The organism is Mesorhizobium sp. M0496, from assembly GCF_040321205.1.
Taxonomy (GTDB): Bacteria; Pseudomonadota; Alphaproteobacteria; order Rhizobiales; family Rhizobiaceae; genus Mesorhizobium.
Genome location: NZ_JAMYRC010000001.1, coordinates 422,008 through 447,585, shown reverse-complemented (window position 1 = coordinate 447,585; position 25,578 = coordinate 422,008). Strand labels below are relative to the sequence as shown.

24 protein-coding genes are annotated in these 25,578 nt (G+C 63.1%); 21 read left to right on the top strand and 3 right to left on the bottom strand.

Annotated features, from left to right (window positions below):
- The first annotated feature begins 20 nt into the window (after nucleotides 1-20).
- The gene (locus NKI73_RS02165) at nucleotides 21-1,973 is read left to right on the top strand and encodes an LTA synthase family protein (protein ID WP_502905576.1); all 1,953 of its coding nucleotides are present in this window, start codon (nucleotides 21-23) and stop codon (nucleotides 1,971-1,973) included.
- Between the two features lie 47 nt (nucleotides 1,974-2,020).
- Here NKI73_RS02165 and NKI73_RS02160 read toward each other — a convergent pair whose 3' ends face one another.
- Complete coding sequence (locus NKI73_RS02160; RefSeq protein WP_352627015.1) at nucleotides 2,021-3,676, bottom strand: pilus assembly protein TadG-related protein; 1,656 nt, start codon at nucleotides 3,674-3,676, stop codon at nucleotides 2,021-2,023.
- 462 nt (nucleotides 3,677-4,138) lie between these two features.
- Between NKI73_RS02160 and rpsF the strand changes: the two genes are divergently transcribed.
- The 16 genes from rpsF to NKI73_RS02080 all read left to right on the top strand — a co-directional run bounded on the left by rpsF (nucleotide 4,139) and on the right by NKI73_RS02080 (nucleotide 19,018).
- Nucleotides 4,139-4,639: a 30S ribosomal protein S6 gene (gene rpsF / locus NKI73_RS02155; protein WP_352627013.1), complete on the top strand. Its 501-nt coding sequence runs from the start codon at nucleotides 4,139-4,141 to the stop codon at nucleotides 4,637-4,639.
- Nucleotides 4,639-4,887, top strand: coding sequence for a 30S ribosomal protein S18 (gene rpsR, locus NKI73_RS02150; RefSeq protein WP_006203718.1), 249 nt, complete (start codon nucleotides 4,639-4,641; stop codon nucleotides 4,885-4,887). The genes rpsF and rpsR overlap by 1 nt, the downstream gene beginning before the upstream one ends.
- 237 nt (nucleotides 4,888-5,124) lie before the next feature.
- Nucleotides 5,125-5,709 carry a 50S ribosomal protein L9 gene (rplI, locus tag NKI73_RS02145; protein ID WP_352627012.1) on the top strand — a complete coding sequence of 195 codons (585 nt, stop codon included), beginning with the start codon at nucleotides 5,125-5,127 and terminating at the stop codon, nucleotides 5,707-5,709.
- 300 nt (nucleotides 5,710-6,009) lie between these two features.
- Nucleotides 6,010-7,314, top strand: a complete 1,305-nt coding sequence (locus tag NKI73_RS02140) for a cyclopropane fatty acid synthase (RefSeq protein WP_352627010.1) — start codon at nucleotides 6,010-6,012, stop codon at nucleotides 7,312-7,314.
- Between the two features lie 67 nt (nucleotides 7,315-7,381).
- On the top strand, nucleotides 7,382-7,705 hold the full coding sequence (locus NKI73_RS02135; RefSeq protein WP_352627008.1) for a YnfA family protein: 324 nt from the start codon (nucleotides 7,382-7,384) through the stop codon (nucleotides 7,703-7,705).
- A 1-nt stretch (nucleotide 7,706) separates the two neighbouring features.
- A complete protein-coding gene (locus NKI73_RS02130; RefSeq protein ID WP_352627007.1) occupies nucleotides 7,707-8,678 on the top strand; it encodes a small ribosomal subunit Rsm22 family protein in 972 nt (323 codons plus the stop codon).
- A gap of 142 nt (nucleotides 8,679-8,820) precedes the next feature.
- Nucleotides 8,821-9,534, top strand: a complete 714-nt coding sequence (locus tag NKI73_RS02125) for a DUF1428 domain-containing protein (protein ID WP_352627006.1) — start codon at nucleotides 8,821-8,823, stop codon at nucleotides 9,532-9,534.
- A 48-nt stretch (nucleotides 9,535-9,582) separates the two neighbouring features.
- Entirely contained in the window at nucleotides 9,583-9,948 is a 366-nt protein-coding gene (locus tag NKI73_RS02120; RefSeq protein WP_352627005.1) for a YciI family protein, read from the top strand.
- A complete protein-coding gene (locus NKI73_RS02115; protein ID WP_352627003.1) occupies nucleotides 9,945-11,174 on the top strand; it encodes an RNA polymerase sigma factor in 1,230 nt (409 codons plus the stop codon). The genes NKI73_RS02120 and NKI73_RS02115 overlap by 4 nt, the downstream gene beginning before the upstream one ends.
- A gap of 229 nt (nucleotides 11,175-11,403) precedes the next feature.
- Nucleotides 11,404-12,894 carry a replicative DNA helicase gene (locus tag NKI73_RS02110; RefSeq protein WP_126068580.1) on the top strand — a complete coding sequence of 497 codons (1,491 nt, stop codon included), beginning with the start codon at nucleotides 11,404-11,406 and terminating at the stop codon, nucleotides 12,892-12,894.
- A gap of 222 nt (nucleotides 12,895-13,116) precedes the next feature.
- Nucleotides 13,117-14,520: a DNA repair protein RadA gene (gene radA, locus NKI73_RS02105; protein ID WP_352627002.1), complete on the top strand. Its 1,404-nt coding sequence runs from the start codon at nucleotides 13,117-13,119 to the stop codon at nucleotides 14,518-14,520.
- A gap of 65 nt (nucleotides 14,521-14,585) precedes the next feature.
- Complete coding sequence (locus NKI73_RS02100; RefSeq protein ID WP_352627000.1) at nucleotides 14,586-15,254, top strand: CvpA family protein; 669 nt, start codon at nucleotides 14,586-14,588, stop codon at nucleotides 15,252-15,254.
- Between the two features lie 105 nt (nucleotides 15,255-15,359).
- On the top strand, nucleotides 15,360-16,829 hold the full coding sequence (gene purF, locus NKI73_RS02095; protein WP_352626998.1) for an amidophosphoribosyltransferase: 1,470 nt from the start codon (nucleotides 15,360-15,362) through the stop codon (nucleotides 16,827-16,829).
- Between the two features lie 350 nt (nucleotides 16,830-17,179).
- Nucleotides 17,180-17,926 carry an SDR family NAD(P)-dependent oxidoreductase gene (locus NKI73_RS02090; RefSeq protein WP_352626996.1) on the top strand — a complete coding sequence of 249 codons (747 nt, stop codon included), beginning with the start codon at nucleotides 17,180-17,182 and terminating at the stop codon, nucleotides 17,924-17,926.
- 76 nt (nucleotides 17,927-18,002) lie between these two features.
- Nucleotides 18,003-18,632, top strand: a complete 630-nt coding sequence (locus NKI73_RS02085) for a hypothetical protein (protein ID WP_352626994.1) — start codon at nucleotides 18,003-18,005, stop codon at nucleotides 18,630-18,632.
- A gap of 164 nt (nucleotides 18,633-18,796) precedes the next feature.
- Nucleotides 18,797-19,018: a hypothetical protein gene (locus NKI73_RS02080; protein ID WP_013532531.1), complete on the top strand. Its 222-nt coding sequence runs from the start codon at nucleotides 18,797-18,799 to the stop codon at nucleotides 19,016-19,018.
- 3 nt (nucleotides 19,019-19,021) lie between these two features.
- Here the strand turns inward: NKI73_RS02080 and NKI73_RS02075 are convergent, their stop codons facing one another.
- Nucleotides 19,022-19,528: an OsmC family protein gene (locus NKI73_RS02075; RefSeq protein ID WP_352626992.1), complete on the bottom strand. Its 507-nt coding sequence runs from the start codon at nucleotides 19,526-19,528 to the stop codon at nucleotides 19,022-19,024.
- A gap of 211 nt (nucleotides 19,529-19,739) precedes the next feature.
- Between NKI73_RS02075 and aguA the strand changes: the two genes are divergently transcribed.
- Entirely contained in the window at nucleotides 19,740-20,846 is a 1,107-nt protein-coding gene (gene aguA, locus NKI73_RS02070) for an agmatine deiminase (RefSeq protein ID WP_352626991.1), read from the top strand.
- A gap of 43 nt (nucleotides 20,847-20,889) precedes the next feature.
- Nucleotides 20,890-21,996 carry a polyamine ABC transporter substrate-binding protein gene (locus tag NKI73_RS02065; RefSeq protein ID WP_352626990.1) on the top strand — a complete coding sequence of 369 codons (1,107 nt, stop codon included), beginning with the start codon at nucleotides 20,890-20,892 and terminating at the stop codon, nucleotides 21,994-21,996.
- A 77-nt stretch (nucleotides 21,997-22,073) separates the two neighbouring features.
- Here NKI73_RS02065 and NKI73_RS02060 read toward each other — a convergent pair whose 3' ends face one another.
- Entirely contained in the window at nucleotides 22,074-22,781 is a 708-nt protein-coding gene (locus NKI73_RS02060) for a response regulator transcription factor (RefSeq protein WP_352626988.1), read from the bottom strand.
- Between the two features lie 153 nt (nucleotides 22,782-22,934).
- Between NKI73_RS02060 and NKI73_RS02055 the strand changes: the two genes are divergently transcribed.
- Both NKI73_RS02055 and NKI73_RS02050 read left to right on the top strand, forming a co-directional pair.
- Entirely contained in the window at nucleotides 22,935-24,452 is a 1,518-nt protein-coding gene (locus NKI73_RS02055) for a S10 family peptidase (protein WP_352626987.1), read from the top strand.
- Nucleotides 24,453-24,630: 178 nt separating this feature from the next.
- Nucleotides 24,631-25,518, top strand: a complete 888-nt coding sequence (locus tag NKI73_RS02050; protein ID WP_352626985.1) for a DMT family transporter — start codon at nucleotides 24,631-24,633, stop codon at nucleotides 25,516-25,518.
- Nucleotides 25,519-25,578: the final 60 nt, after the last annotated feature.

The window sequence follows — 25,578 nt, the reverse complement described above, 5'->3', positions numbered from 1 at the left end:
TATGACAATCGAGTGACGTGCTGTCGCCGGGTGGGGAAGTTAAAGTGGCAAAGAGTTCGAAACGCGCCGCCAAGGCCGCGCCACAGTTCCTGGAAGACGACCCCTCCACCGGCTACCTGCCGGGCAGGAGATGGCCGGTCGTGCGCTATGGGCTGATCAGCCTGGCGATCGCTGCCGTCCTGGTGTTCGCCATCGAACTGATCGTACGCGGCGACTTTGCCGGCACGGTCTCCTTCTTCCTGCAGCCGCTCAAGCCGGGCTGGACCACCATTGTCGTGTTTGCGCTGATCCTGATCGGCCTCGATGCGGTGCTCGGCCGCAGCCACCAGAGCCTGATGATCGTCGCGCCGCTGACGCTTTCCCTTGCTTTCGTCGGTCACCAGAAGTCGCACTATCTCGGCGATCCGCTCTATCCGACCGATTTCCTCTATGCCCGCCAGATCTTCGCGCTGCTGCCACTCCTGGTGCGCGACCGGCCGATGACCGCGCTCGCCATGGTCGCCGGCATCGTCGCCGGCCTGTCGCTGCTCGTCTACGGCTGGCGGCTATGGCGCCGCAAGGTTCCGGCGCTCAGCCGCAAGGGACGCCTTGCCCGGCTGACGCTGGCAGTGCCGCTGCTTGCCTTCTTCGTTTCGATCATGGACTACGCCACCTTCTCCTGGACCAGGGACCGGCTGCAGATCATCCCGATCATGTGGGACCAGAAGGAAAACTATGCCTCCAACGGCTTTGCGCTGGCCTTCGCGCTCAATGTGCCGATGGCGCATGTCTCGGCGCCGCCGGGGTATTCCGACAAAGCGATCGCGGCGATCGGCAAGCCTGATGTAACCGTCTCGGTACCGGCCGAGAAGCCCGATATCATCATCGTCATGAGCGAATCCTTCTGGGATCCGACCAAGCTACCCGGCGTCACCATCACGCCCGATCCGATCCCCAACGTGCGCGCGCTGCGCTCGGGTTCGATGTTCTCGCCGGAATTCGGCGGCATGACCGCCAACATCGAGTTCGAGGCGCTGACCGGCTTTTCCAATGCGTTCCTGCCGGCCGGCAGCATCCCCTATCAACAATATGTGCGCACGCCGACGCCTTCGCTCGCAACCTTCCTCAAGAGCCAGGGTTACCGGGCGCGCGCCATCCATCCCGGCACCAACTGGTTCTGGAACCGTGGCGCGGTCTACGCCGATTTCGGCTTCAACGACTTCAAGTCGGAAGAGACGCTGCCGCCCATGCAAAAGCGCGGGCCGCTGGCATCGGACGCCGCGATGACCGACGAGATCATCAGCGAGGCCGACGCCAGCGACGCGCCGGTGTTCTTCTTTGCCGTCAGCCTGCAAAACCACGGTCCCTACGAGCCGAACCGCTATTACAATCCGACGCATACGGTGCAGGCGCCGATCAGCCAGTGGGCGCGCGAATCGCTGCTCAGCTACGCCGAGGGTTCAGCCGATGCGGATCGCGGTCTTGAACGCCTCGTCGAATGGGCGAAGAAACGCTCCCGCCCCACCGTGATCGCCTTCTTCGGCGACCATCTGCCGCCGCTGGGGCCAGTCTACGTCGAAACGGGTTTCCTCAAGGACAATGTCGCGCCGCGCAAGGAAGCGTCGCCCGAGGCCGCCCTCGAACACCACGAGACGCCGCTGGTCATCTGGTCGAACCGCACCGGGCCGGCTGAAGACGTGGGCGCCGTCAGCCCGGCCTTCCTGCCCTATCATATCCTGAAGGCGGCCGGCATCACTCATCCCTACTACACCGGCTTCCTGGGCGAGATGAGCGAGCGCTATCGTGTCGTCGACCGCAACCTGTTGCTGACGCCGGCTGGCGAGGCCACGCCCGACTGGGCGCGGCAGAAAGAGATCGACCCGGCGATCCGCGATTTCCGCCTGTTGCAGTACGATATGATGTTCGGCAAACGCAATGCGGCGCCCGACTTCTTCCCCGAAACGGTCGACAAGGTTGTCGCCCATACGAGTTGAACCGATCGATCCCGTCAGGAGCCGGATCGACTCTCTCCGGTGAGTATTCAATTCGTCAATTGCAACTTCGAGAACTTGTTGGCGATCTGCTGGAAAACGTCCGGCAATTTGGTCGGATCGCTGACTGCATAATAATTGGCCGGATCCGATGCGCAGGCGCTGTAGAGCGCGCGGTTGGCGGCGGTGTCGGATTGCAGCACCATGGTGTAGATTTGCACGCCCTCGTCCTTCAATTGCGTGCAAACGCTTTTGGTCCAACCATCGACATTGCGCGCCGCGGTCGTCTGGTTGTCCGATCCGAAACGGCCGCCGGCCAGGTAGCCATAAGATGTATAGTCGGACTTCGTCGGCTGGCTGCTGGCCCCGTAAACGACGTTCTCGCCGTCGGTGAGCAACAGCACGATCTTGCTGATGCCGGGTGTCTTCCACGGCGCTCCATCGGTGTACGGCGCGGTGGGTGACAGTACCCGCATGCCCCATGACAGGCCTTCCGAAACATTGGTGCCTGAACCGTTCCATTCGGTCATCTCGCTGGCCGCCTTGCGCAGCTTGTCGAAATCGTCGGTCAGGGGAACGACGGGAGTCGGGCAGGAACGATTTGGGCCAACGGTGATGGCGGTGCCGGTCTCCGTGATCAGCTTGTTGGCGGGCGCGACATATTTGGCGATCTTTTCGAGGTCTGCCCTAAGCAGCAGGTTGACGACCGGTCCAAGCAGCCTGCTCAGGTCAATGCCGAGAATATTAACGCCCGACTGGGCAAGTTTGGTCTTGTCGCTGATGTCGTCGAGATAGGAATTGTTGTAGCCGGTGGCAGAGTTGCCGTAGGAGCCCGACGGCTTCGTGGCGTTCGCCGGATCGTCGGGCGCGAAGTATGGAACGAACAGCGTGTCGGGCCTGGTCGGATCGGGCGGCGTGTCCGAAATGTTGTAGGTGCCCGGCCGCGCTTCCACGCAGCCTTTCCATCCAGTGCTATTCCAGCCTGTCCGTTTGCCGACGGGCACATCCTGCTGAAGCTGCTTGAACAGCGCCATGTGGTCCGGCCGCTTGCCGTCGATGACCGGGAAATTGACGCCGTTGGTGGAGGACTTGCCGTCCATGTCGATCCAGGACGGGTCGAATCCATCGCCATCGACGTTGACGGCCGTGACGAATGGAACCAGCGAGGCGCGGATCTTGCGCGTCGGCGATTTCGATGCCTCGAGAGTGTCGAGCAATGATTTGGTCGCCGTCCTCAGCGCCGTCATGCGGGCGCCGGCCATGGAGCCGGTGTTGTCCAGCACCAGCACGACTTCGAGCTGATTGTTCGATTCGACGGCGGAGGCATCGACCGCGATGTGCTTGCTGTCGCCGAACAGGAAGGCGAAGTTCAGATTGACGTCCGCCGTGGCAACCGCCTTTGTCTTGACGAAATTGACGCCCTTGTCGACGGTCAACGTCGCCTGCGCATTGCCGAGTTCGCCGTGCCCGACGATGTTGGCCTGGAAATAGCGGTTGAAGGCATCGTTGCGGGTGATGTCGAGATCGCCAAGATGCGAAGAGGCAAGGTTTGCCGCATCGAGGGCATTCTGCAGATTGCTCTTGGCCCGCATCAGGGTGGAGACATCGGTTGCAAAAGCGACAGCCGTCAGGATGACCGGCAAGCCCAGTCCCAGCACAAGCGTGAAATTGCCGCTCGTCGAGCGCCAGAATTTGTTGAGAAGCATCCTTACCCCCGGAAATGCTTGCCGCGCTTTTTGTGCACGGGTTATCTGGCTTCTGCGCCTCCCATGATGAATCGACCGTTGACGGCGAGGTTTCAACTCCGCACAACCTGACATTGTGGTTAAGACGCGGTTGCCGGAAACCACAAACTCCGGCCACTGTTGCTGCTCGTTTTTCCTCCTGCGACACAGGAGAATGCCCGCTTGCCCTTGCGTTGTGGCCGGATTGCTATATAGACGCCCGCAATCTGCCGGTCCTTGCTGGGGGCTGAACGGAGGGCCGGAGGTTTTTTCGAAAACCTTCGTGTGAAGCCAGAAGTGCTTCCGCCTCCCGTGTCTCCGCTCTCGACCGTCTCGTGATGCTCCTTTCTTCCCCGTGCCCTTGCAGGGTTTGCGGGTCAGAGAAGTTGCAGAGGCTTTTGCCGCCGGGAACCGGGAGAGAAACGAAGAAAGGCATAAGACATAATGGCTCTTTACGAACATGTGTTTCTTGCCCGGCAGGACCTCTCGCAGCAGCAGGTCGATGCGCTTGTCGAACAGTACAAGAGTGTCATCTCCGCGAATGGCGGGTCCGTCGGCCGGGTCGAGAACTGGGGACTGAAGTCCCTCACCTACCGGGTCAACAAGAACCGGAAGGCTTACTACACGCTGATGGACCTGAATTGCCCGGCGGCCGCGCTCAACGAGATGGAGCGCCAGATGGGCCTGTCCGAAGACGTGCTGCGTTTCCTGACCATCAAGGTCGAGGCGCATGAGGAAGGCCCGTCGGCCATGATGCAGAAGCGCGAAGAGCGCTCGGAACGCGGCGGCTTCGGCGACCGCGACCGTGGCGATCGTGGTCCGCGCTCGTTCGGCGACCGTGATCGCGGCGACCGTGGCGATCGTCCGCCGCGCTCGTTCGGCGACGCCGGTGCCGATCGTGGTCCGCGCCGTCCGCGCGAAGGCTTTGAAGGGGGTGCAGAATAATGGTCGACATCAATCAGATCCCGACCCGGCGCCCGTTCCATCGCCGCCGCAAGACCTGCCCGTTCTCCGGCGCCAACGCGCCCAAGATCGACTACAAGGACGTGCGTCTCCTGCAGCGCTACATTTCCGAGCGCGGCAAGATCGTGCCGTCGCGCATCACTGCCGTCAGCCAGAAGAAGCAGCGCGAACTCGCCAAGGCGATCAAGCGCGCCCGCTTCCTCGGCCTGCTGCCCTACGTGGTTCGCTAAGACTTTTAGTTTGACCATGATCTAACATGCGGGCGGTTCGCCGCCCGCTCTTCTCCCACGGCGACGGGCGCCGCAGGGTTGAACAACAAATCCCGGGTTGAGGTCAAAAACCTCTAACTGCCGCGACAGGCAGGACAGCGACACCAGCGCCCCGGGCGCTCAAGCTTCCTGACCTGTTCCGAGACATTCGGCGTCGATCTCATCGATCGATTGGCGCCCAACCAAAGGAACAAAACCATGGAAGTCATTCTTCTCGAACGCGTTTCCCGCCTCGGCCAGATGGGCGATACCGTCAAGGTCAAGGACGGCTTTGCCCGTAACTTCCTGCTGCCGCAGGGCAAGGCGCTGCGCGCCAACGAAGCCAACAAGAAAAAGTTCGAAGGCCAGCGCGCCCAGCTCGAAGCCCGCAACCTCGAGCGCAAATCGGAAGCCAGCCAAGTCGCCGAAAAGCTCGACGGCAAGAGCTTCGTCGCCGTTCGCTCCGCCGGTGAAACCGGGCAGCTTTACGGCTCCGTTTCGACCCGCGACATCGCCGATCTGCTGACGGCGGAAGGTTTTTCGATCAACCGCAACCAGATCCTGCTCAACCAGCCGATCAAGACCATCGGCGTCACCAATGTGGCGATCGCGCTGCATCCGGAAGTTGAGGTCACCGTCACGCTCAACATCGCCCGCACGGCTGACGAAGCCGAGCGCCAGGCCAAGGGCGAGACGCTGACCACCGCCGAAGCCATCTATGGCGACGACATCAACGACAATGCCCGGCCGGAAAACTTCTTCGACCCGAACACCGAGTTCGAGGGCGGCGAAGACAACGCCTGATCATACGTCGCAAGACCATTGGAGCTGTGCTCTGATCCCGATCGGAGCTACGCTCCGATCACTTTGCCGGCATCCAGCCATACTGGACCAACGCCCGGGCCTCGCGCCCGGGCTTTTTTATGCCAAATGGAACTTTTCGAACCCCTATATATTGTTGCAGACTATAGCGTCGCGCGTCCTTTGGCCGCGCAAATGACGCTGTGCAGCTTTGGTTCGGCGCAAGATCCCCGATGAAAATCGATTCCGATTTTCGGGTCACGCGCCAAGACAGCCTGTCTGGCCGAGAGGGGACATTTGGTCATGAATATTCTGTTGAAGCGCGTTCTCGACCGCCTGGTGCGCACCGGCAACCTCAGGGTAACCGGCCCCAAGGGCGCGACGGTGGTTTTCGGCGACGGCAGCGGCGAACCGGTGCACATGCACATCAAGACCGCGCATGCCGAGCGCGCCATCACCTTCGATCCGATGTTGGCGGTGCCTGAAGCCTACATGGACGGCGAACTCGACATCCTCGAAGGCGGCGTGCTGGGTGTGATGCGCATCGCCTTTCAGAACATGGGCAGCGGCGGCATCGACGCCACCTGGTCGAAGGCCATCGAAGGCCTGCGCCACGCCTTCCGCCGCCTGCAGCAGATCAACACCGCCTCGCGCTCGCGCCGCAACGTGCAGCGCCACTACGATCTGTCGGGCGATCTCTACCGGCTCTTCCTCGACGAGGACATGCAGTACTCCTGCGCCTATTTCGAGCAGCCGGACATGACGCTCGACGAAGCGCAGTCCGCCAAGAAGCGCCACATCGCCGCCAAGCTCCGGCTGAAGGCCGGCCAGACGGTGCTCGACATCGGCTCCGGCTGGGGCGGACTCGGCCTCTACCTCGCCAAGGCGTTCGACGTCGACGTGCAAGGCGTGACGCTGTCGACCGAGCAGCATGGTGTCGCCACCGACCGGGCGCACGCGCAAGGGTTGGAAAGCCGCGTGCATTTCGAACTCAAGGACTACCGCGAGCTCAACGAGCGCTTCGACCGTATCGTCTCGGTCGGCATGTTCGAGCACGTCGGCGTCAACCACTACCGCACCTTCTTCGACAAGAGCGCGACGCTGCTCAAGCCGGATGGCGTCATGCTGTTGCACACGATCGGCCGTTCCGGCGTGCCGTGGGCGACCAGTGCCTTCATCCGCAAATACATCTTCCCGGGCGGCTACATCCCCGCGCTTTCGGAAGTCATGCCGGCGATCGAGAAGTCGGGCCTTGTCGTCACCGACGTCGAGATCCTGCGGCTCCACTATGCCGACACGCTGAAGCACTGGGGCCAGCGCTTCGCCGCCAACCGCGACAAGGCCAAGGCAATCTATGACGAGCGCTTCTGTCGCATGTGGGAGTTCTACCTGGCCGCCTCGGAAGCCGCTTTCCGCTGGCAGGACCTCGTGATCTTCCAGATTCAGATCGCCAAGAAGAACGACACGCTGCCAGTGTCGCGCGACTACATGGCCAAGTGCGAGAAAGCGCTTGAGATGCGCGATATGGGGCATCGCGAAACGGTACCGGTCAAAAAGAACCCTGCAGCCAGGCCAGTTCGGCGCCGCAAGGTTGCGGACCAGGAATAGCATTGTCGCTTGCCATTGCCGGCGCCTGCACTGAAAAAGGTCCCGTGATCGTCTCGGGACCTTTTTCATGACGTATGTCTTCTATGCCGCCGCCGCTCTGGCCGAGATCGCCGGCTGCTTTTCGTTCTGGGCCTGGTGGCGGTTGGAAAAGTCGCCGCTGTGGCTGCTGCCCGGTCTCGCCTCGCTCGCTCTGTTCGGTTTCCTGCTGGCGCTAGTCGACACGTCAGCAGCCGGCCGTGCCTATGCAGCCTATGGCGGCATCTACATTGCGGCGTCGCTTGCCTGGTTGTGGCTGGTGGAGGGCATGCGCCCCGACCGCTGGGATTTTGCCGGAGCAGCGCTCTGTATTGCCGGCGCTTCGGTGATCCTTCTCGCCCCTCGGGGCGCGTGAGATGGAACTGCCGGCCCAACTTCGCCAGGGTGTCGAGCGTCTGCTCGAAAACATTCCGCTGGCGACACTGAAGCAAGCGGCAAAAACGCTTTCCGACCGTTATCGTGCCGAATTGCGCGACGGTCGTCTGCACATGGCGGAAGATCTGGCGGTGAAGGCCTATCTGGCGACGCGGTTGCCGGCGACCTATGCCGCGATCCGCGCCAGCCTCGACGCGCTGAGCGACGCCAAGCCCGACTTTCAACCCAAGAGTCTGCTCGATGTCGGGGCCGGCCCTGGTACGGTGCTTTGGGCCACGGCCGATCAGTGGCCGGATCTCGAACAGGCGGTGTTGTTCGAAGCCAGTGCCACAGTGCGCAAGGTCGGCGAGGCACTTGCCGCCGACGCGATCACCGCCCAGACCAGTTGGCTGGCCGGCGACGCCACCGTCGACCTCGCCGGCCTCAAGCCAGCCGATCTGGTGACGTGCGCCTATGTGTTGGACGAAATTGTTCCGGCATCGCTACCGAAACTCATCGACCGGCTCTGGCAGCTCACCGCCGACACGCTGCTCATCGTCGAGCCGGGTACGCCAGCCGGATGGCAGCGCATCCTTGCCGTGCGCCGGCAGCTGATCGAGGCGGGCGCGCATGTGATTGCCCCTTGCCCGCATCAGGCGCCCTGCCCGCTCGCCCAGCCCGACTGGTGCCATTTCTCCCGCCGAGTCGCCCGCTCGCGCCTGCACCGGCTGGCCAAGGATGCCGATGTGCCATGGGAGGACGAGAAATTCATCTATGTCGCGGCTTCCCGCTATGGACCCACCTCGAACCGGGCACGGGTTCTTGCGCCGCCGAAATCCGGCTCCGGCAAGGTTCTGCTCAAGCTCTGTCAGGAGGATGGTACCGCCGCCGAGCGCTTGTTCACCAAGCGCGACGGCGCCGATTTCAAGCTCGCCCGGCGGCTGGACTGGGGCGACAGGCTGGCTTCCGAATAGGCGGCAGTGGCGTTTGGGACCACGCCGAAGAAAAATTTCGGAGCGATGTCGAATCCGGGCCGTGCCGTTCGACCATTGGCGTTCTCGGACCTTTCGAGACGCCAAGAGTGTCAAACGGCATCAGCCAACAGGAGAAAACGCAATGAGCTATATCGCAGGATTTGTCGCCGCGGTGCCTGCCGCCAACAAGGAAGCCTATCGCAACTTTGTTGCCAAGGCGGCATCGGTGCTGAAGGAGTTCGGCACCACCCGCATGGTCGAAGGATGGGGCGATGACGTGCCCGGCGGCAAGATCACCGACTTCAGAGGTGCCGTGAAGGCAAAGTCGGATGAGGTCATCACCTTTTCATGGCACGAATATGCGGACAAGGCGGCCGCGGACGCGGCCTATCACGCGATGATGAGCGATCCGCGCATGGCGGAGATCGGTGCGCCCATGCCCTTTGACGGCCAGCGCATGATCATCGGCGGCTTCACGCCGTTCATCGACCTGAACACGACCAGCAAGACCGGCTACATCGATGGCTCGCTGGTGCCGGTGTCGGCCGCCAACAAGCAAGCTTACTTTGCAGTGGCGGCGAAGCAGGCCGCGGTGATCAAGGAACATGGCGCAACCCGCGTCGTCGAAGCCTGGGGCGACGATGTTCCCGACGGCAAGATCACGGATTACCGTGGCGCCGTGAAAGCGACGGGCGACGAGGTGGTCGTCTATGCCTGGGTCGAATGGCCGTCGAAGCAGGTGCGCGACGAAGCCTGGAAGAAGGTGATTGCCGATCCGCGCATGTATGCCGACGCCATGCCCTACGACAACCAGCGACGGGTCCATGGCGGCTTCGCCACGATCCTCGACGCCTGAACCCAAGAATGACGCCTGAGCCCAGGTATCAAGATAAGGAAACCCACCATGCGTTACGCCTGTCTCATCTACTACCACCCCAAGACGCTGTTCGGCGGTAGCCCGCAAGCCAATGCCGCGCTCGCCGAATGCGCCGGATATGACGACGTGCTCAAGGCCAGCGGCCATTTCGTTACCGGCGAGGCCCTTGTGCTGCCCGAAGAGGCAATGACCGTGCAGGTCCGCGACGGCAAGATGTCGTCTGTCGACGGCCCGTTCATGGAGACCAAGGAGATACTGGGCGGCATCATCGTCATCGAAGCCCGCGACCTCAACGAAGCCGTGCGGGTGGCGAGCGGTCATCCGCTGGCAACGATCGGCTTCGTCGAAGTCCGCCCGGTCGTCGACTTCAGCCAGCCGCCGCCGGTGCTGTGAGCACCGCCAGCCCGCGCGACGCCCTGGAGGCGGCCTACCGCACCGAGGCACGGCGTGTGCTGGCGACCTTGATCCGCCTGCTCGGCGGTTTCGACGCGGCGGAGGAGGCCTTGCATGAGGCCTTCACTGCTGCCGCCGAACAATGGCCGCGCCAGGGCGTGCCAGCCAATCCCTATTCCTGGCTGGTCTCGGCAGGCCGCTTCCGAACCATCGACCGCTGGCGCCGGGAAGCGCGGCTGGCAGGGGCTCTACCGGAGCTCACGGCCCTGGCCGAGCCGACACCTGAGCCGGCCCTTGCGGAAGACATCCAGGACGACGAATTGCGGCTCATTTTCGTCTGCTGCCATCCGGCGCTGACACCGGATGCACGCATCGCCCTGACACTGCGCGAAGTGGGTGGCTTGACCACAGAAGAGATCGCCCGCGCCTATCTGACGCCCGCACCGACCATCGCCCAGCGCATCGTGCGGGCCAAGGCCAAGATCCGTGACGAGGCGATCCCCTACGAAGTGCCCGACCGCGGTGAATTGCCGGCGCGGCTCGAGAGCGCGCTGCAGGTGATCTATCTGATCTTCAACGAGGGCTACGCGGCAACCGAGGGGCCGAACCTGACACGGGCCGATCTCTGCGCCGAGGCGATCCGGCTCGGCCGGCTGATGGTTGAACTGCTCGACCAACCGGAGGCGCAAGGCCTGCTCGCCCTGATGCTGCTGCATGAGGCGCGGCGCGCAACGCGGGTCGACCCTGCCGGCGATCTCGTGCTGCTGGAGGACCAGGACCGCACGCTGTGGGACCGTGCGCTGATCGCCGAGGCCGACGGCCTGATCGGCCAGGCGATCGCCTCGCGCCGCATCGGACCTTATATCCTGCAGGCAGCGATTGCTTCCGTGCATGCCGACGCGGCAGGTACGACCGAGACCGACTGGGTACAGATCGTCGCGCTTTACGACGTGCTGAGTCGCGTCGACCCCTCGCCTATTGTGGCACTCAACCGCGCTGCGGCCATAGGCATGCGCGACGGCCCGCAGGCCGGACTGGCGGCAATCGAGACGGTCATGGGACAAGGCGGCCTCGACGGCTACCATCTCGCGCATGCCGCACGGGCAGACATGCAGCGCAGGCTTGGCTTGGGTGATGCGGCAAAAACCTCCTATCGGCGGGCGCTTGAGTTGACCCGGCAACCGGCGGAACGCCGTTTCATCGAGAGGCGACTCAGTCGGCTTTGAGCCCAGTGGCTGCATAGGCCACCGTTGCTTGTTTTCCCGTTTTGTTCTCCCTGTAAATGCGCTACGATCGTTCTTTCGATTCGAGTCAATCGTGATTCTTTCCACCGAAAAAACTCGGCTGTGAATCGCGGGTATCAAAGCTGATTGGACAGGCACTGGTGCAGATAAGTCAGCATGGGACTTGTCACGTTCTGATATCGAAAAGCCGGGATTTTTAATCGGGGACATCATGGCAGAAGCAGCGCGAAAATTCGGCGTCGCGGAAACACCGCTTTATCGTGAAGCGCCAAACAACATCGAGGCCGAGCAGGCGCTGCTCGGCGCCATCCTCGTCAACAACGATGCCTTCTACCGCGTCTCGGACTTCCTCAAAGCCAGCCATTTCTATGAGCCGCTGCACCGCAAGATCTTTGAGGTGGCGTCCGAGTTCATCCGCATGGGCAAGGTCGCGACGCCGATCACGCTGAAAACCTTCCTGCCGGCCGACGAGAAGGTCGGCGACATGACAATGGCGCAATATGTCGTGCGGCTGGCGGTCGAGGCCGTCACCGTCGTCAACGCCACCGATTATGGCCGCGCCATCTATGATCTTGCCACGCGCCGCGCGCTGATCACCGTCGGCGAGGACATGGTCAACATCGCTTACGACGCGCCGGTCGACATGGCACCCGGCGAACAGATCGAGGACGCCGAGCGCCGCCTGTTCGAACTGGCCGAAAACGGCCGCTACGATGGCGGGTTTGAAAGTTTTTCCGATGCGTTGAAGAACGCCGTCGACATGGCCAGTGCCGCCTATATGCGCGATGGCCACCTGTCCGGCATTGCCACCGGCCTGCGCGATCTCGACCACCGCATGGGCGGCCTGCAGCCATCGGATTTGATCATCATCGCCGGCCGTCCGGGCATGGGCAAGACGTCGCTGGCCACCAACATCGCCTATAACATCGCTGCCGCCTACGAGCCCGCACAGCAGGCGGACGGCTCCGTCAAGGCGGCCAATGGCGGCGTCGTCGGCTTCTTCTCGCTCGAAATGTCGTCGGAGCAGCTGGCCACCCGCATCATCTCCGAGCAGACCGAGATCCCGTCATCGAAAATCAGGCGCGGCGACCTGACGGAAGCCGATTTCGGCAAGCTTGTCGCCTACACGCAGGAGAACCACAAGCGCCCGCTCTACATCGACCAAACGGGCGGCATTTCGATTGCTCAGCTTGCAGCTCGCGCCCGCCGCCTCAAGCGACAGCGCGGGCTGGATCTGATGGTCATCGACTATATCCAGCTGATGCAGGGCTCATCCGCGAAGGCATCTCAGAACCGCGTCCAGGAAATCACCGAGATCACCACCGGGCTGAAGGCGCTGGGCAAGGAGCTCGGCGTGCCGATCATCGCCCTCTCACAGCTCTCGCGTCAGGTCGAAAGCCGCGACGACAAGCATCCGCAGCTGTCCGACTTGCGCGAATCAGGTTCCATCGAGCAGGACGCCGACGTCGTGCTGTTCGTGTACCGCGAGGAATATTACATCAAGAACAAGGAGCCGGAGAAAGGCACGCCCGAGCACCTCGCCTGGGAAACGAAGATGGTCGAGGTCCAGGGCAAGGCCGAAGTGATCATCGCCAAGCAGCGCCATGGACCGACCGGCACCGTCAGCCTTGCCTTCCAAGGCGAGTTCACCCGCTTCTCCGACCTTGCCGAGGAGCATCATCTGCCCGAAAGGTTCGAGTGACCGATTGAGAAAGGTCTCGTTCCTTCGCGCCCCCCTCTGTCCTGCCGGACATCTCCCCCTCCAGGGGGGAGATCGGATGTCATCGACACTTTCGCCAATTTTTGACGCTGAAAAGAAGGCGCAAGCGCCGAAGCTGCAAATCTCCCCCCTTGAGGGAGAGATGGCCGGCAGGCCAGAGGGGGGCGCTGTCCCGCTAACCTGTCACCACCCGGCACCCCTCTGATGGCCAAATCGCGCGTGCAATTCATCTGCCAGAGTTGCGGATCGGTGCATCAGCGCTGGGCCGGCAAATGCGATGCCTGCGGCGAGTGGAACACGCTGGTCGAGGAAGGCACGGCCGGCGGCATCGGCTCCGGTCCGGCCAACACGCGCAACGCCCGCAAGGGGCGCGCCGTGGTGCTAACCACGCTGTCCGGCGATATCGAGGATGCGCCGCGTATCATTTCGGGCATCGGCGAACTCGATCGCGCCACCGGCGGTGGTTTCGTGCGCGGCTCGGCGCTGCTGGTCGGCGGCGATCCTGGCATCGGCAAATCGACGCTGCTCACCCAGGCGGCCGCCGCACTGGCGTCAAAGGGCCACCGCATCGTCTATGTCTCGGGCGAAGAGGCGGTCGCGCAGATCAGGCTGCGGGCGCAACGGCTTGGTGTCGCCTCCTCTCCGGTGGAGCTTGCCGCCGAGACCAATGTCGAAGACATCCTCGCCACGATAGCCGACGGCAAGCGGCCCGACCTCGTCATCCTCGATTCGATCCAGACGCTGTGGACCGACCTCGCCGATTCGGCGCCGGGCACCGTCACCCAGGTGCGCGCCGCCGCGCAGGCGATGATCCGCTATGCGAAATCCACGGGGGCGGCGATCGTGCTGGTCGGCCATGTCACCAAGGAAGGCCAGATCGCCGGGCCGCGTGTCGTCGAGCATATGGTCGACGCCGTGCTCTACTTCGAAGGCGAAGGCGGCCATCACTATCGTATCCTGCGCACGGTGAAGAACCGTTTTGGACCGACCGACGAGATCGGCGTCTTCGAAATGTCGGACAAGGGCCTGCGCGAGGTCGCCAACCCGTCCGAGCTTTTTCTTGGCGAACGCCATGCGAAATCGCCGGGCGCCGCGGTTTTCGCCGGCATGGAGGGGACAAGGCCGGTGCTGGTCGAGATCCAGGCGCTGGTGGCGCCCTCCTCACTCGGCACGCCGCGCCGCGCCGTCGTCGGCTGGGATGGCGCCCGGCTGTCGATGACCCTGGCGGTTCTCGAAGCCCATTGCGGCGTGCGCTTCGGCAGCCACGATGTCTACCTCAACGTCGCCGGCGGCTATCGCATTTCGGAGCCCGCAGCGGATTTGGCAGTGGCGGCGGCCTTGGTTTCCTCGCTCACCGGCCTTGCCCTTCCCGCCGATTGCGTCTATTTCGGCGAAATCAGCCTTTCGGGCGCCGTGAGGCCGGTTGCGCATGCGCAACAGCGCCTCAAGGAAGCCGAAAAGCTGGGTTTTGGAAGCGCGGTTCTGCCCTCGGGCAGCGGGGAACTGGCCGGGGGGATCGGGGCCGGTTCTTTCCAGCCGACCGAGCTTGCCGACCTCGTGGCACGCATAGCCGGCTCACGCCGAAGCCGCGTGGACGAGGAAGACTAGAGCATCGGACCCAAAAAAACCGATGCTCCGCGCTATAATGCGGCTCATGGAGTGGGGCGAAAGACATGCCGATTACGCTGCTTGACGGAATTCTCGTCGGCTTCACTCTGGTCTCGGCGATGCTCGCCATGGTTCGCGGCTTCTCGCGCGAAATCCTGTCCGTCGTCTCCTGGGCAGCAGCGGCAGCGGCGGCATTCTTCTTTTACAAGCCGGTTGTGCCTTACCTCGCGCCCTACATCGAGAATGAAAAGGTCGCCATGGCGGCCGCCGCGGGCGTGGTCTTCATCATCGCGCTGATCGTCGTGTCGGTCATCACCATGAAGCTCGCCGACTGGATCATCGATTCCCGGATCGGCGCGCTCGACCGTACGCTGGGTTTCCTTTACGGCGCCGCGCGCGGCATCCTGGTCGTTGCCGTCGCGCTGCTGTTTTTCAACTGGCTGGCCGGCGCCAAGGCACCGGCCTGGGTCACGGAGGCCAAGTCGCGGCCGCTGCTCGAGCAGATCGGCGCCAAGCTCGAAAGCCTGCTGCCCGAAGACCCGGAAAACGCCATCCTGAAAAAGCTCAATCCGAATCAGCCGGCCGTCGAGACGCCCGCGGCTCCGGACGCACCGGCGGCGGATGCGCCATCAGGTGGCGACGATGCCAACACGCCGGCACCCGACGACAATGACGCAACACCGCCGGCGGACAACGCCCCGGCCAATCCAGCACCGGCTGCACCGGCAAACTGACGCCGGAAATGCGCGCTGGGAATTGACGATGGTGTGAACGGCTGCACGGCGCGCGTTGCTTTCGACGCGAACCCGCATTATATGGCGATTTTAGCGGAGCTTAAGATGGCAGACGCAGACGACGTGCTTTCCGCCGAGGCCGACGACCATTTCCACGACGAATGCGGCGTGTTCGGCATTTTCGGCCGGCAGGATGCCGCGGCCATCGTCACATTGGGCCTGCATGCGCTCCAGCATCGCGGCCAGGAAGCGGCCGGCATCGTTTCCTATGACGGCAGCCAGTTCCATGTCGAACGCCATGTCGGCCTGATCGGCGACACCTTCACCAAGCAGCGCGTCATCGACAGCCTGCAAGGCAACCGCGCCATCGGCCACACGCGCTACGCCACCACCGGCGGCGCCGGCATGCGCAACATCCAGCCCTTCTTCGCCGAATTGGGCGACGGCGGCTTCGCCGTCGCCCACAACGGCAATCTGACCAACGCGATGACCGTGCAGCGGGCGCTGCAGAAGCAAGGCGCGATCTTCTCCTCCACCTCCGACACCGAGACGCTTTTGCACCTCGTCGCCACCAGCAAGGAGCGCGACTTGAACTCGCGTTTCATCGATGCTGTGCGCCAGGTCGAGGGCGCCTTCTCGCTGGTCGCCATGACGGCCAAGAAGATGATCGGCTGCCGCGACCCGCTCGGCATCCGCCCGCTGGTGCTGGGCGATCTCGACGGCGCCTGGATCCTGGCTTCCGAAACCTGCGCTCTCGACATCATCGGTGCGCGTTTCGTGCGCGACCTGAAGCCCGGCGAGATGGTCGTCGTCACGTCCAAGGGCATTGAAAGCCTGTTCCCGTTCGAACCGCAGAAGACCCGCTTCTGCATCTTCGAATATGTCTATTTCGCGCGGCCGGATTCCTCGGTCGAAGGCCGCAATGTCTATGAGGTGCGCAAGCGCATCGGCGCCGAGCTGGCGCTCGAAAGCCCGGTCGAGGCCGACATTGTCGTGCCGGTGCCGGATTCGGGCACGCCGGCGGCGATCGGCTTTAGCCAGGCGGCCGGCATTCCCTTCGAACTCGGCATCATCCGCAACCACTATGTCGGCCGCACCTTCATCCAGCCCGGTGATTCGATCCGTCATATGGGCGTCAAGCTGAAGCATAACGCCAATCGCCGTATGATCGAGGGCAAGCGCGTGGTGCTGGTCGACGACAGTATCGTGCGCGGCACCACCAGCCAAAAGATCGTGCAGATGGTGCGCGACGCTGGTGCCAAGGAAGTGCATATGCGCATCGCCTCGCCGCCGACACGCGCCTCCTGCTTCTACGGCGTCGACACGCCGGAGAAGTCGAAGCTTCTGGCATCGCGCATGTCTGTGGAAGAAATGGCCGAGTTCATCCGTGTTGACTCGCTTGGGTTCCTGACCATCGACGGACTTTACCGCGCCGTCGGCGAAGCCAGCCGCGACAACGACCAGCCGCAATTCTGCGACGCCTGCTTCACCGGCCAGTACCCGACCCGCCTGCTCGACTTCGAAGGCCACGACAATGTGCGCACGCTGTCGCTGCTGGCGACGAGCGGGACGTAGGGCGTTGCTGCAACCGTGAATTTCGCCGGCTTGCAAATTTCGCCGCGATCACTTTGTTGCGGCCTCCTCGAAGCAGCCGATCTCCCCCCTTGCGGGGGAGATGCCCGGCAGGGCAGAGGGGGGTGCTGTCCCTCCATCCTGTCCATCAATTCCAGCCGCGCGCTTGGCCGAGTTCTCTCTCGGGGTCGGATCATTTCGAAAATTGGCGATCCTTCACACCCGCCTCTGTCCTGCCGGACATCTCCCCCGCAAGGGGGGAGATTGCGCTCCCACCTCCGCTTTCGCCAAATATGCAGGCTGACGAGGCAGAGCCAAGTCCGAGTTAGAACGCTAACCCTCGGAGTTGCCCTTTGACCCCTGCCCTCGACCTTACCGGCCGCGTTGCGGTCGTCACCGGCGCCTCGCGCGGCATCGGCTACTTCATCGCCAAGGAATTGGCTGCCGCCGGCGCGCATGTCGTCGCTGTGGCGCGCACTGTCGGCGGCCTGGAAGAGCTTGACGATCAGATCAAGGCAGCCGGCGGCCAGGCGACACTGGTGCCGCTCGACCTCGCCGACATGGCCGGCATCGACCGGCTGGGCGGCGCCATCCATGAACGCTGGGGCAAGCTCGACATTCTCGTCGCCAATGCGGGCGTGCTCGGGGTCATCTCGCCAATCGGCCATGTCGAAGCAAAAACCTTCGAGAAGGTGATGACCATCAACGTCACTTCGACATGGCGGCTGATCCGCTCGGTCGACCCGCTGCTGCGGCTCTCCGACGCCGGACGAGCGATCATCCTGTCCTCTAATGCGGCGCACTCGGCCCGCGCGTTCTGGGCGCCCTACGCGGCATCCAAGGCGGCGGTCGAGACGATGATGCGCTCCTGGGCGCATGAGACACAGAGCCTGCCGCTCAGGGTCAACGCCGCCGACCCCGGCGCCACCCGCACCGCCATGCGGGCGCAGGCGGTGCCTGGCGAGGATCCCGAGACGCTGCCGCACCCCTCGGAGATCGCCAAACGCATCGTGCCGCTGGCCAGCCCGGATTTGAAAGAGACAGGTTTGATCTTCCAGGCCAAGCACAATCGCTTCGTCGCCTATCGCCAGCCGGAATAAAACTTGACTGCGAGATGGATTAAATAAGCCTCCGGCAACGTTTCTTCTGACGTAACCGGTCGAAACGGAGGACACCATGCGCAGACTGCTTCTCGCCACCGCCGCTACCCTGATCGCAGCCGCGGGCTCCGCCTATTCGCAAGACGCAACGATGAGCTTCTTCGTCACCAGCGTCGGGTCCGGCAAAGGTGCCGATCTCGGCGGCCTCAAAGGCGCCGACGCGCATTGCGCTTCGCTGGCGGAAGCCGCCGGCGTCACTGGCAAGACCTGGGCCGCCTATCTGTCGACCAGCGACACCGATGCGCGCGACCGCATCGGCAAGGGGCCGTGGGTAAACGCCAAGGGCGTCAAGATCGCCGACGACGTCACCTCGCTGCACAGCGACGCCAACGGCATCACCAAGCAGACGGCGCTGAACGAGAAGGGCGAAGTGGTCAACGGCCGCGGCGACACGCCAAACCGCCACGACATGCTGACCGGCTCCAAACCCGACGGCACCAAGATCGCCGACCAGACCTGTGGCGACTGGACGATGAGCGGTGCCGAGGGGGCCGCGATGATGGGTCATCACGACCGTACCGGCCTTGACGATTCGGCGGTCGCCAAATCCTGGAATTCCTCGCACGCCTCGCGCGGCGGCTGCAGCCAGGAGGCGCTGAATGGCACCGGTGGCGACGGCCTTTTCTATTGTTTTGCCACCAATTGAGCCGATTGGGCGTCAAAAATTGAGGCTGGAACCCGTCACCCCATCACGCGGCTGTGATGTGGCGATGGAAGGCTGCGCCGCGGTCATGCTTTCGTCATTTCCGTGGAGTTGGTAGGATCGCATCGACTCCCACAACAAGTGCCCAACTGGCAGAGGAAATCCCCATGGCTACGACCGCAGCAGCGTTGGTCTGGTATCTGGTAATCGCCGGCCCGCAGGGAGGCATGGTCGTGCTGCCCAGCACCTTCGACAAGCGCGAACAGTGTACCGCCGCCATCACCGAATATCAGAAGCAGCCGACACCGGCCGGCTGGTCGGTGCAATGCGTGCCGAGCGCCTCGCCCTTCACCGACGAGGGTGACGCCGAAGAACCGTCAGCCCAGTAAGCATCAGCGCTGCGCTGAAACCGTCAGCTCGGGCTTCTGGCTGATGGTCTGGAACACCACGCAATAGCGCTCGGTCAGCTTCAGCAGCGAGTCTATCCGCTCCTGCGGTTCATCGGTGCCGAGGTTGAAATTGAGCCGGATGGCGCGAAAGCCGACCGGCGCATCTTTTGCCACACCGAGCGTGCCGCGAAAATCGAGATCGCCTTCGGCTTCCACCGTGGCGGCGCCGAGTTTGAACTCAAGCGCTGTCGCCACTGCCTTCAGCGTCACCCCGGCGCAGGCCACCAAGGCCTCCAGCAGCATGTCGCCCGAGCAGAGTTCAAGGCCTGAGCCGCCGGTTGCCGGATGCAGACCGGCGATGGCGAGCGCCCTGCCCGTCTCGACCTTGCAGGCGACTGACTGGTCGTCGATCGAGCCCTTGGCGCGAAGCGTGATCAGGGCCTGCGAAGCGTCGTCGCGATAGGCCTGCTTCAGCGGCGCCTGCATGGCCTTCAGTTCGGTCGCATCCATCCGCTCTCCCTTTCGTCGAGTGTTACCACCACCGGCATAACGCCGTCCGGCCGAGATTTGCGCCGATCACCATGGGAAGGCAATGCCATTCATCCTTGCCGCAATGGGCCGGCCGCCGCCGCACAATATCCCAAATGGGACATTGACGGACAAGGCTCCAAAAACGTCTGATCCGGGCAAGTCGTCACTCCATTTTTCCGGCGGTTCCCAGATGCCCCGTACCCTCTCGACAAAGCCTAAGCAGGATGGGTTTCGCGCGCCCGGCGAATTCGAGCCCAAGTCAAGCTGCTGGCTGATCTGGCCGGAGCGGCCGGACACCTGGCGCCTTGGCGCCAAGCCGGCGCAAAAGCTGTTCGTCGATGTCGCTGCGGCGATCGCGCAAAGCGAGCCGGTGACCGTGGCGGCGTCCGCTCGCCAATGGCAGAACGCCCGGGCGCGATTGCCAGGCCATGTGCGCGTCGTGGAGATGTCCACCAACGATTCCTGGCTGCGCGACAGCGGTCCCAATTTCGTCGTCAACGACCATGGCGATGTGCGTGGCGTCGATTGGATCTTCAACGCCTATGGCGGTTTTGACGGCGGCCTCTACGCGCCATGGGACCTGGATGACCTGGCGGCGCAAAAGGTGCTCGAGATCGAGAACATGGATCGGTATCGGGCGCCGCTGATCGCCGAGGGTGGCGGATTACAGTGCGACGGCCAGCGCACTCTCATCACGACGGAGCAATGCCTGCTCAACCGAAATCGCAACGCCCATCTCGGCAAGGCCGAGGTGGAGCGGCAGCTTGGCGACTATCTCGGTGTCGACACCATCATCTGGCTGCCACGCGGCTTAGCCTTCGACGAGACCGACGGCCATGTCGACGACGTCTGCTGCTTCGTGCGTCCCGGCGTCGTCGTACTAACCTGGACCGACAATCGGGACGACCCGCAATATGAGATCGTGCGGGAAGCCGAGGAGGTGTTGCGTTCGGCCCGTGACGCGCGCGGTCGTGCGCTCGAGGTCCATCGGCTGCCGCATCCCTTGCCGATCGAGATGACGCCGGAAGAAAGCGAAAGCGTGGACCGGCTCGATTCGACCTGGGCGCGACCGGCCGGAAACCGGATCGCGGCGAGCTACATCAACTACTATCCGGGCAACAGCGTCGTCGTCGCGCCGCAGTTCGGCAGCGATCTCGACGTGACTGCCAAGCAAAAGCTGGCCACGCTGTTTCCCGACCACAGAATAGTCGGCATCGAAAACTCCCGCGAGATCTTGCTGGGCGGAGGGAATGTCGCCTGCATCACCTTGCCGATCTATGCCCCACAACGACGTTGACGGACGACGCATGCCGAAACCGGCAGCGAAAAGGAGAACACTGATGCGCGCTCTGATCTTCTCAACCCTGCTTGCCGGGCTTGCTTGCGGCATCTGCGCCGGTACGGCCTCGGCGGACGAGGAAAAAATCGTCAACGTCTATAACTGGTCCGACTACATCGCGCCGGACACAGCCGAGAAATTCGAGAAGGAGACGGGCATCAAGGTTCGCTACGATGTCTATGACGGCAACGAGGTCCTCGAAACAAAGCTGCTCACCGGCGGCTCCGGGTATGACGTGGTCTACCCCTCAGCCTATCCGTTCCTGAAGAACCAGGTGACGGCGGGGGCTTTCCTGGAACTCGACAAAGCGAAACTTGCAAATCACTCGAAGATCGATCCGCAAGCCCTCTCGCTGATCGCGGGCGACGACCCGCGGAACCTGCATGCCGTGCCCTACATGGCCGTCACCGACGGCATTGGCTACAACGTCGCGGCGGTCAAACAGCGGCTACTACCGGACGCGCCGACGGATTCCTTCGCCATGGTTTTCGACGTCGATGTGGTCAAAAAACTCTCCGATTGCGGCGTGGCCATGATCGACGCTCCCGCCGAAGTCATCCCGATGGCGATGAACTACCTTCACATCGACCCCAAATCGACCAGCCCCGACGACCTCGCCAAGGTCGAGGAACTGATGGGCAAGGTGCGGCCCTACATCCGCTATTTCCATTCGTCGAAATACATCAACGACCTCGCCAACGGCGACATCTGCGTGGTGCTGGGCTGGTCGGGCGACATACTTCAGGCAAGGACCCGCGCCGCCGAATCCGCCAAGAAGCTGGAGATCGCCTATTCCATTCCCAGGGAAGGCACGCTCATCAACTTCGATACGATGGCGGTGCCGAAGGACGCGCCGCATCCCGACAACGCCCAGGCCTGGATCAACTTCAATTTGCGGCCCGATATCGCCGCGGCCAATTCCAGCTATGTCTCCTACGCCAATGCGATACCGGACTCGTTGCCGCTGATGGACAAGGCGATAGCCAGCGATCCCGGCGTCTTTCCGCCCGATGCCGTCAAGGCCAAGTTGTTCGTGGTGGACAACAACGACGCCAAGTGGCTGCGATCACAAAACCGCATGTGGACGCGCATCGTCACAGGACAATAGAGCAATTCCAGGAAAAGTGCGTAGCGGTTTTCCGTCCGGAATTGCGTCAAAAGAAGATAGGGCCGGCGCGGAAGTCGTCAGCCCTGGACGATTTCGCGTATGGTCGCCAGCAGCTCGACCTGGGAGTGCACGCCGAGCTTGCGATAGATCTGCTTGATGTGGTTGCGGACGGTGCCGGGCGAGATAGCGAGGCTTCGCGAAATGGTCTTGGCATTGCCGCCACCGATCAAGTGCCGTGCGATCTCGCTCTCGCGCCGGCTCAGCCGCGAGCGGGCGTCATCGATTGCAGCGTCCCTGTCCCGGGAGCGGCACAGATGAAGCAGCCTTCGCAGAATGAGCCTCGTCGCGCTGCTTGCCGCGCAAGCCATCGCCAGATCCTGCTCGCCAAAGGCCGGCGCCCCGTTTCGCCTGAGAAAGGTGACATAGCCGGCGGTCAGCCTGTCAAGATTGAACACGCCGGTAATCTCGTCGAAGCTGTCGGAGGGACCATAGAATTCGCGATAGTAGGGTGTGCGCCGGAAGTCGCCATTGCGCAGAGCCGATAGCGGCAACAGGAAATCCTGCCTTGTGCTGGCGAACCTCTGGAAGAAGGGATCCTGGCGATAAATGTGGGCGTCGCAGTCGCGGTTCCAGCGATCGGGACCGGCATCGTCTATAGTCAGGGACGTGATATCGCGATGGTAGAAGCCGACATAGACGCGATCGGAGCCAACCAGCCCGCTCGCCGCCGCCGTGAAGCGAGCCGACAATTCTTCGGGCGTCGCAGCCATTGCCGCAGCGGCCACGCCGTCGCTCCAGCGTCCAAACTGATCGAGAGAAACGTTCGACTGCATTCCGGGTCACACTAGCGCAAGCCGTTGCAAGTTCAAAATAGCCATTTCCTTTGACTTCGATCATCTCGGCCATACCTATGCGGGAGTCGTTCTCGCGGAGCCATCATGCCGGTCAAGCTGAAACTGATCTTCCTTATCCTGCCAATGCTTGCCGCCCTGGCGCAGCCCGTCCTGGCTGAAACGGCGGAGCGGCCGGGCCCCTCGGGCGGCGTGCTGTCCCTGCTGCCGCCGCCGCAGACCACCAACCATTCGATCACCCTCGCCGGGCGCAAGCTGGATTATCAGGCCAAGGCCGCCACCCTGTCGTTGCTTTCCGGCAAGGGCGACGTCACGGCGGAGATCTTCTATGTCGCTTACACGCTGGAGCCACCGGCAAGCGCGACCAAAGATCCGCAGCGGCCGATTACCTTCGTCTTCAACGGCGGCCCTGGAGCAGCGTCCGCTTATCTGCATATCGGCGCACTCGGTCCGCGTATAATCGCGACGGGAGCCGACGGCGAATTTCTGCCTTCACCGCAAAGGCTTATCGACAATCCGGACAGCTGGGTCGACATGACCGATCTCGTCTTCGTCGATCCGGTCGGAACCGGATATAGCCGCGAGGCACCGGGCCAGGATACGCACGACTTCTGGGGCGTCAATCAGGATGCCAGCTCGATAGGCGCCTTCATCAGGCTCTATCTCGCGCAGAACGGCCGCACCGGATCGCCGCTGTTCCTCGCCGGCGAAAGTTATGGCGGCTTCCGCGCGGCACTGCTCGCCAGGACATTGCAGGAAGATATCGGCATCAGTCCGAACGGCATCGTGCTGATCTCGCCGGCGCTAGAGTTCACGCTGGTGCAGCCCGACGAATTCGAGCCGCTGCATTGGGCGCTCGAACTGCCTTCCCTGGCGGCGGTGCGCCTACGCGCCGAAGGCGTCAGCGGCGATGCGTTGCGGGAGAAGCTGGCCGAAGTCGAACATTATGCGCTGGGCGATTACCTTACAGCGCTCACCAGCGGACTGGAGCAAGGCAGGAGGCTGGCGAGTCAACGCGTGGCTGACATCACCGGCCTGCCGCTCGACCTCGTGCAGCGGAACTCCGCCCGCATCCCGACCGGCCTGTTCGCAAGGGAGTTCGCCCGTGCCAGCGGCAAAGTGCTCAGCCCATATGACGCCATGATCGGCACGGCCGATATCGCGCCCGAGAGCGCCCGCATCGCCGGCCCGGATCCAGTGCTCGACCGCAGCGTGCCGGCGTTGACGTCGGCTTTCGTCGGCTACGTCAGCGACGAACTGAATTTCCGCACCGATGTCAGCTATCGGCTGCTCAATGGCGAAATCAGCCACAATTGGGATTACGGGACCAGCGCCTCACGACAAGGCTATGCCGGGGTGATGGACGATCTGCAGCGGGCACGTTCGCTGAACCCTTCGCTCGGCGTCGTGATCGTCAACGGCTACACCGACCTGGTCACGCCTTACCTCGCCTCGCGCTACCTGGTGAACCAGATCCCGTCGCTCGCCAATGCCAAGCCTATCCGTCTCGATGTCGTCGAGGGCGGACACATGATGTATTTCAGGTCCGACGGCCGGCGCGCCCTGAAAGAGGCCGCTTCGGAGCTTTACCAGGCGACGCAGTAAGCTTTGCGACGGTGCGGCTCGCCATGGAACGCCTGCGCCAACACAAGCACGGGGCTGGCGTAGCGCTGCACCGACTTTCGCCCGTATAGCTTGGTGCCGAGGGAGCTGAATTCCCAGGTCCCTTGTATTGCTCCTCACAGCATCTCTGCCGCTCCGGCAATTTTGGTCCCCGCGCCTTATGGCCGATATCGCCACTCTCGAAACACGCGAGCGGGTTCTTGCCGGCATCCTGCTGACCGGTGCGGCCTATTTGCTGTTTTCGACGCAGGATGCTTCGATCAAGCTGCTGGTCGTCGGCATGAGCGTCTGGCAGATCATGTTCTTCCGCAGCATCACCATTCTGGGCGCCTGCGCGGCGATCGGCGGCCGACAGCTGTTTGCCGACACGGCGCGCTCGCCGATCGTGCGGCCGATGCTGGTGCGGAGCGCCTTCACGCTTGCCGCCTGGCTCTGCTACTACAACGCCGCGCGCAGCCTGCAGCTCGCCGAGCTGACAACCGTCTATTACGCGGCGCCAATCATCGTCACCGTGCTTTCGGTGGTGATGCTTGGCGAAAAGGTGCCGATGCTACGCTGGCTGGCGGTGCTGATCGGCTTTGCCGGCGTGTTCGTCGCTTGCGACCCAACGCATCTCGGCCTGTCCGTGCCGGTGCTGCTGGTGCTGGCGGCCGCCCTTTTGTGGGGCATCGCCATCGTGCTCTTGCGCAAGACCGCCCTTGCCGAGCGCTCGATGATCCAGCTCCTTCTCAACAATTTCTATTTCCTGGTGTTCGCAGCGGGGCCGGCGCTGGTCTGGTGGCAGACGCCCGACTGGGCTCAATTACTGCTTCTTGCCAGCGTCGGCGCGCTCGGCGGCCTTGCGCAATATCTTCTCTTCGAGGGCATGAAGCGCACACCGGCCTCGGTCCTCGCACCGCTTGAGTATACCTCGCTGTTGTGGGCATTCGCGCTCGGCTTTGCGATCTGGGGCGACGTGCCGCGCCGCGAAGTCTTCCTGGGTGCAGCCCTGATCATCGCTGCCGGCCTGCTGATCGTCGGCACCGAGCATTTTCGCAAGCGGCTATGATGTGGATCACCATCACTGCTGACGCTACGGTGTCAGGACTGAACGGCGTAGGCTGGCTGC

Excerpts from the sequence above, each read along its gene's own strand:
- NKI73_RS02085 (WP_352626994.1), top strand. The coding sequence starts at position 18,003 with ATGCGCAGACTGCTTCTCGCCACCGCCGCTACCCTGATCGCAGCCGCG.
- NKI73_RS02110 (WP_126068580.1), top strand. The coding sequence starts at position 11,404 with ATGGCAGAAGCAGCGCGAAAATTCGGCGTCGCGGAAACACCGCTTTAT.
- aguA (WP_352626991.1), top strand. The coding sequence starts at position 19,740 with ATGCCCCGTACCCTCTCGACAAAGCCTAAGCAGGATGGGTTTCGCGCG.
- rpsR (WP_006203718.1), top strand. The coding sequence starts at position 4,639 with ATGGTCGACATCAATCAGATCCCGACCCGGCGCCCGTTCCATCGCCGC.
- NKI73_RS02100 (WP_352627000.1), top strand. The coding sequence starts at position 14,586 with ATGCCGATTACGCTGCTTGACGGAATTCTCGTCGGCTTCACTCTGGTC.
- NKI73_RS02055 (WP_352626987.1), top strand. The coding sequence starts at position 22,935 with ATGCCGGTCAAGCTGAAACTGATCTTCCTTATCCTGCCAATGCTTGCC.
- NKI73_RS02125 (WP_352627006.1), top strand. The coding sequence starts at position 8,821 with ATGAGCTATATCGCAGGATTTGTCGCCGCGGTGCCTGCCGCCAACAAG.
- NKI73_RS02075 (WP_352626992.1), bottom strand. The coding sequence starts at position 19,528 with ATGGATGCGACCGAACTGAAGGCCATGCAGGCGCCGCTGAAGCAGGCC.
- NKI73_RS02065 (WP_352626990.1), top strand. The coding sequence starts at position 20,890 with ATGCGCGCTCTGATCTTCTCAACCCTGCTTGCCGGGCTTGCTTGCGGC.
- NKI73_RS02130 (WP_352627007.1), top strand. The coding sequence starts at position 7,707 with ATGGAACTGCCGGCCCAACTTCGCCAGGGTGTCGAGCGTCTGCTCGAA.
- rpsF (WP_352627013.1), top strand. The coding sequence starts at position 4,139 with ATGGCTCTTTACGAACATGTGTTTCTTGCCCGGCAGGACCTCTCGCAG.
- NKI73_RS02135 (WP_352627008.1), top strand. The coding sequence starts at position 7,382 with ATGACGTATGTCTTCTATGCCGCCGCCGCTCTGGCCGAGATCGCCGGC.
- NKI73_RS02120 (WP_352627005.1), top strand. The coding sequence starts at position 9,583 with ATGCGTTACGCCTGTCTCATCTACTACCACCCCAAGACGCTGTTCGGC.
- NKI73_RS02080 (WP_013532531.1), top strand. The coding sequence starts at position 18,797 with ATGGCTACGACCGCAGCAGCGTTGGTCTGGTATCTGGTAATCGCCGGC.
- rplI (WP_352627012.1), top strand. The coding sequence starts at position 5,125 with ATGGAAGTCATTCTTCTCGAACGCGTTTCCCGCCTCGGCCAGATGGGC.
- purF (WP_352626998.1), top strand. The coding sequence starts at position 15,360 with ATGGCAGACGCAGACGACGTGCTTTCCGCCGAGGCCGACGACCATTTC.
- radA (WP_352627002.1), top strand. The coding sequence starts at position 13,117 with ATGGCCAAATCGCGCGTGCAATTCATCTGCCAGAGTTGCGGATCGGTG.
- NKI73_RS02160 (WP_352627015.1), bottom strand. The coding sequence starts at position 3,676 with ATGCTTCTCAACAAATTCTGGCGCTCGACGAGCGGCAATTTCACGCTT.
- NKI73_RS02140 (WP_352627010.1), top strand. The coding sequence starts at position 6,010 with ATGAATATTCTGTTGAAGCGCGTTCTCGACCGCCTGGTGCGCACCGGC.
- NKI73_RS02050 (WP_352626985.1), top strand. The coding sequence starts at position 24,631 with ATGGCCGATATCGCCACTCTCGAAACACGCGAGCGGGTTCTTGCCGGC.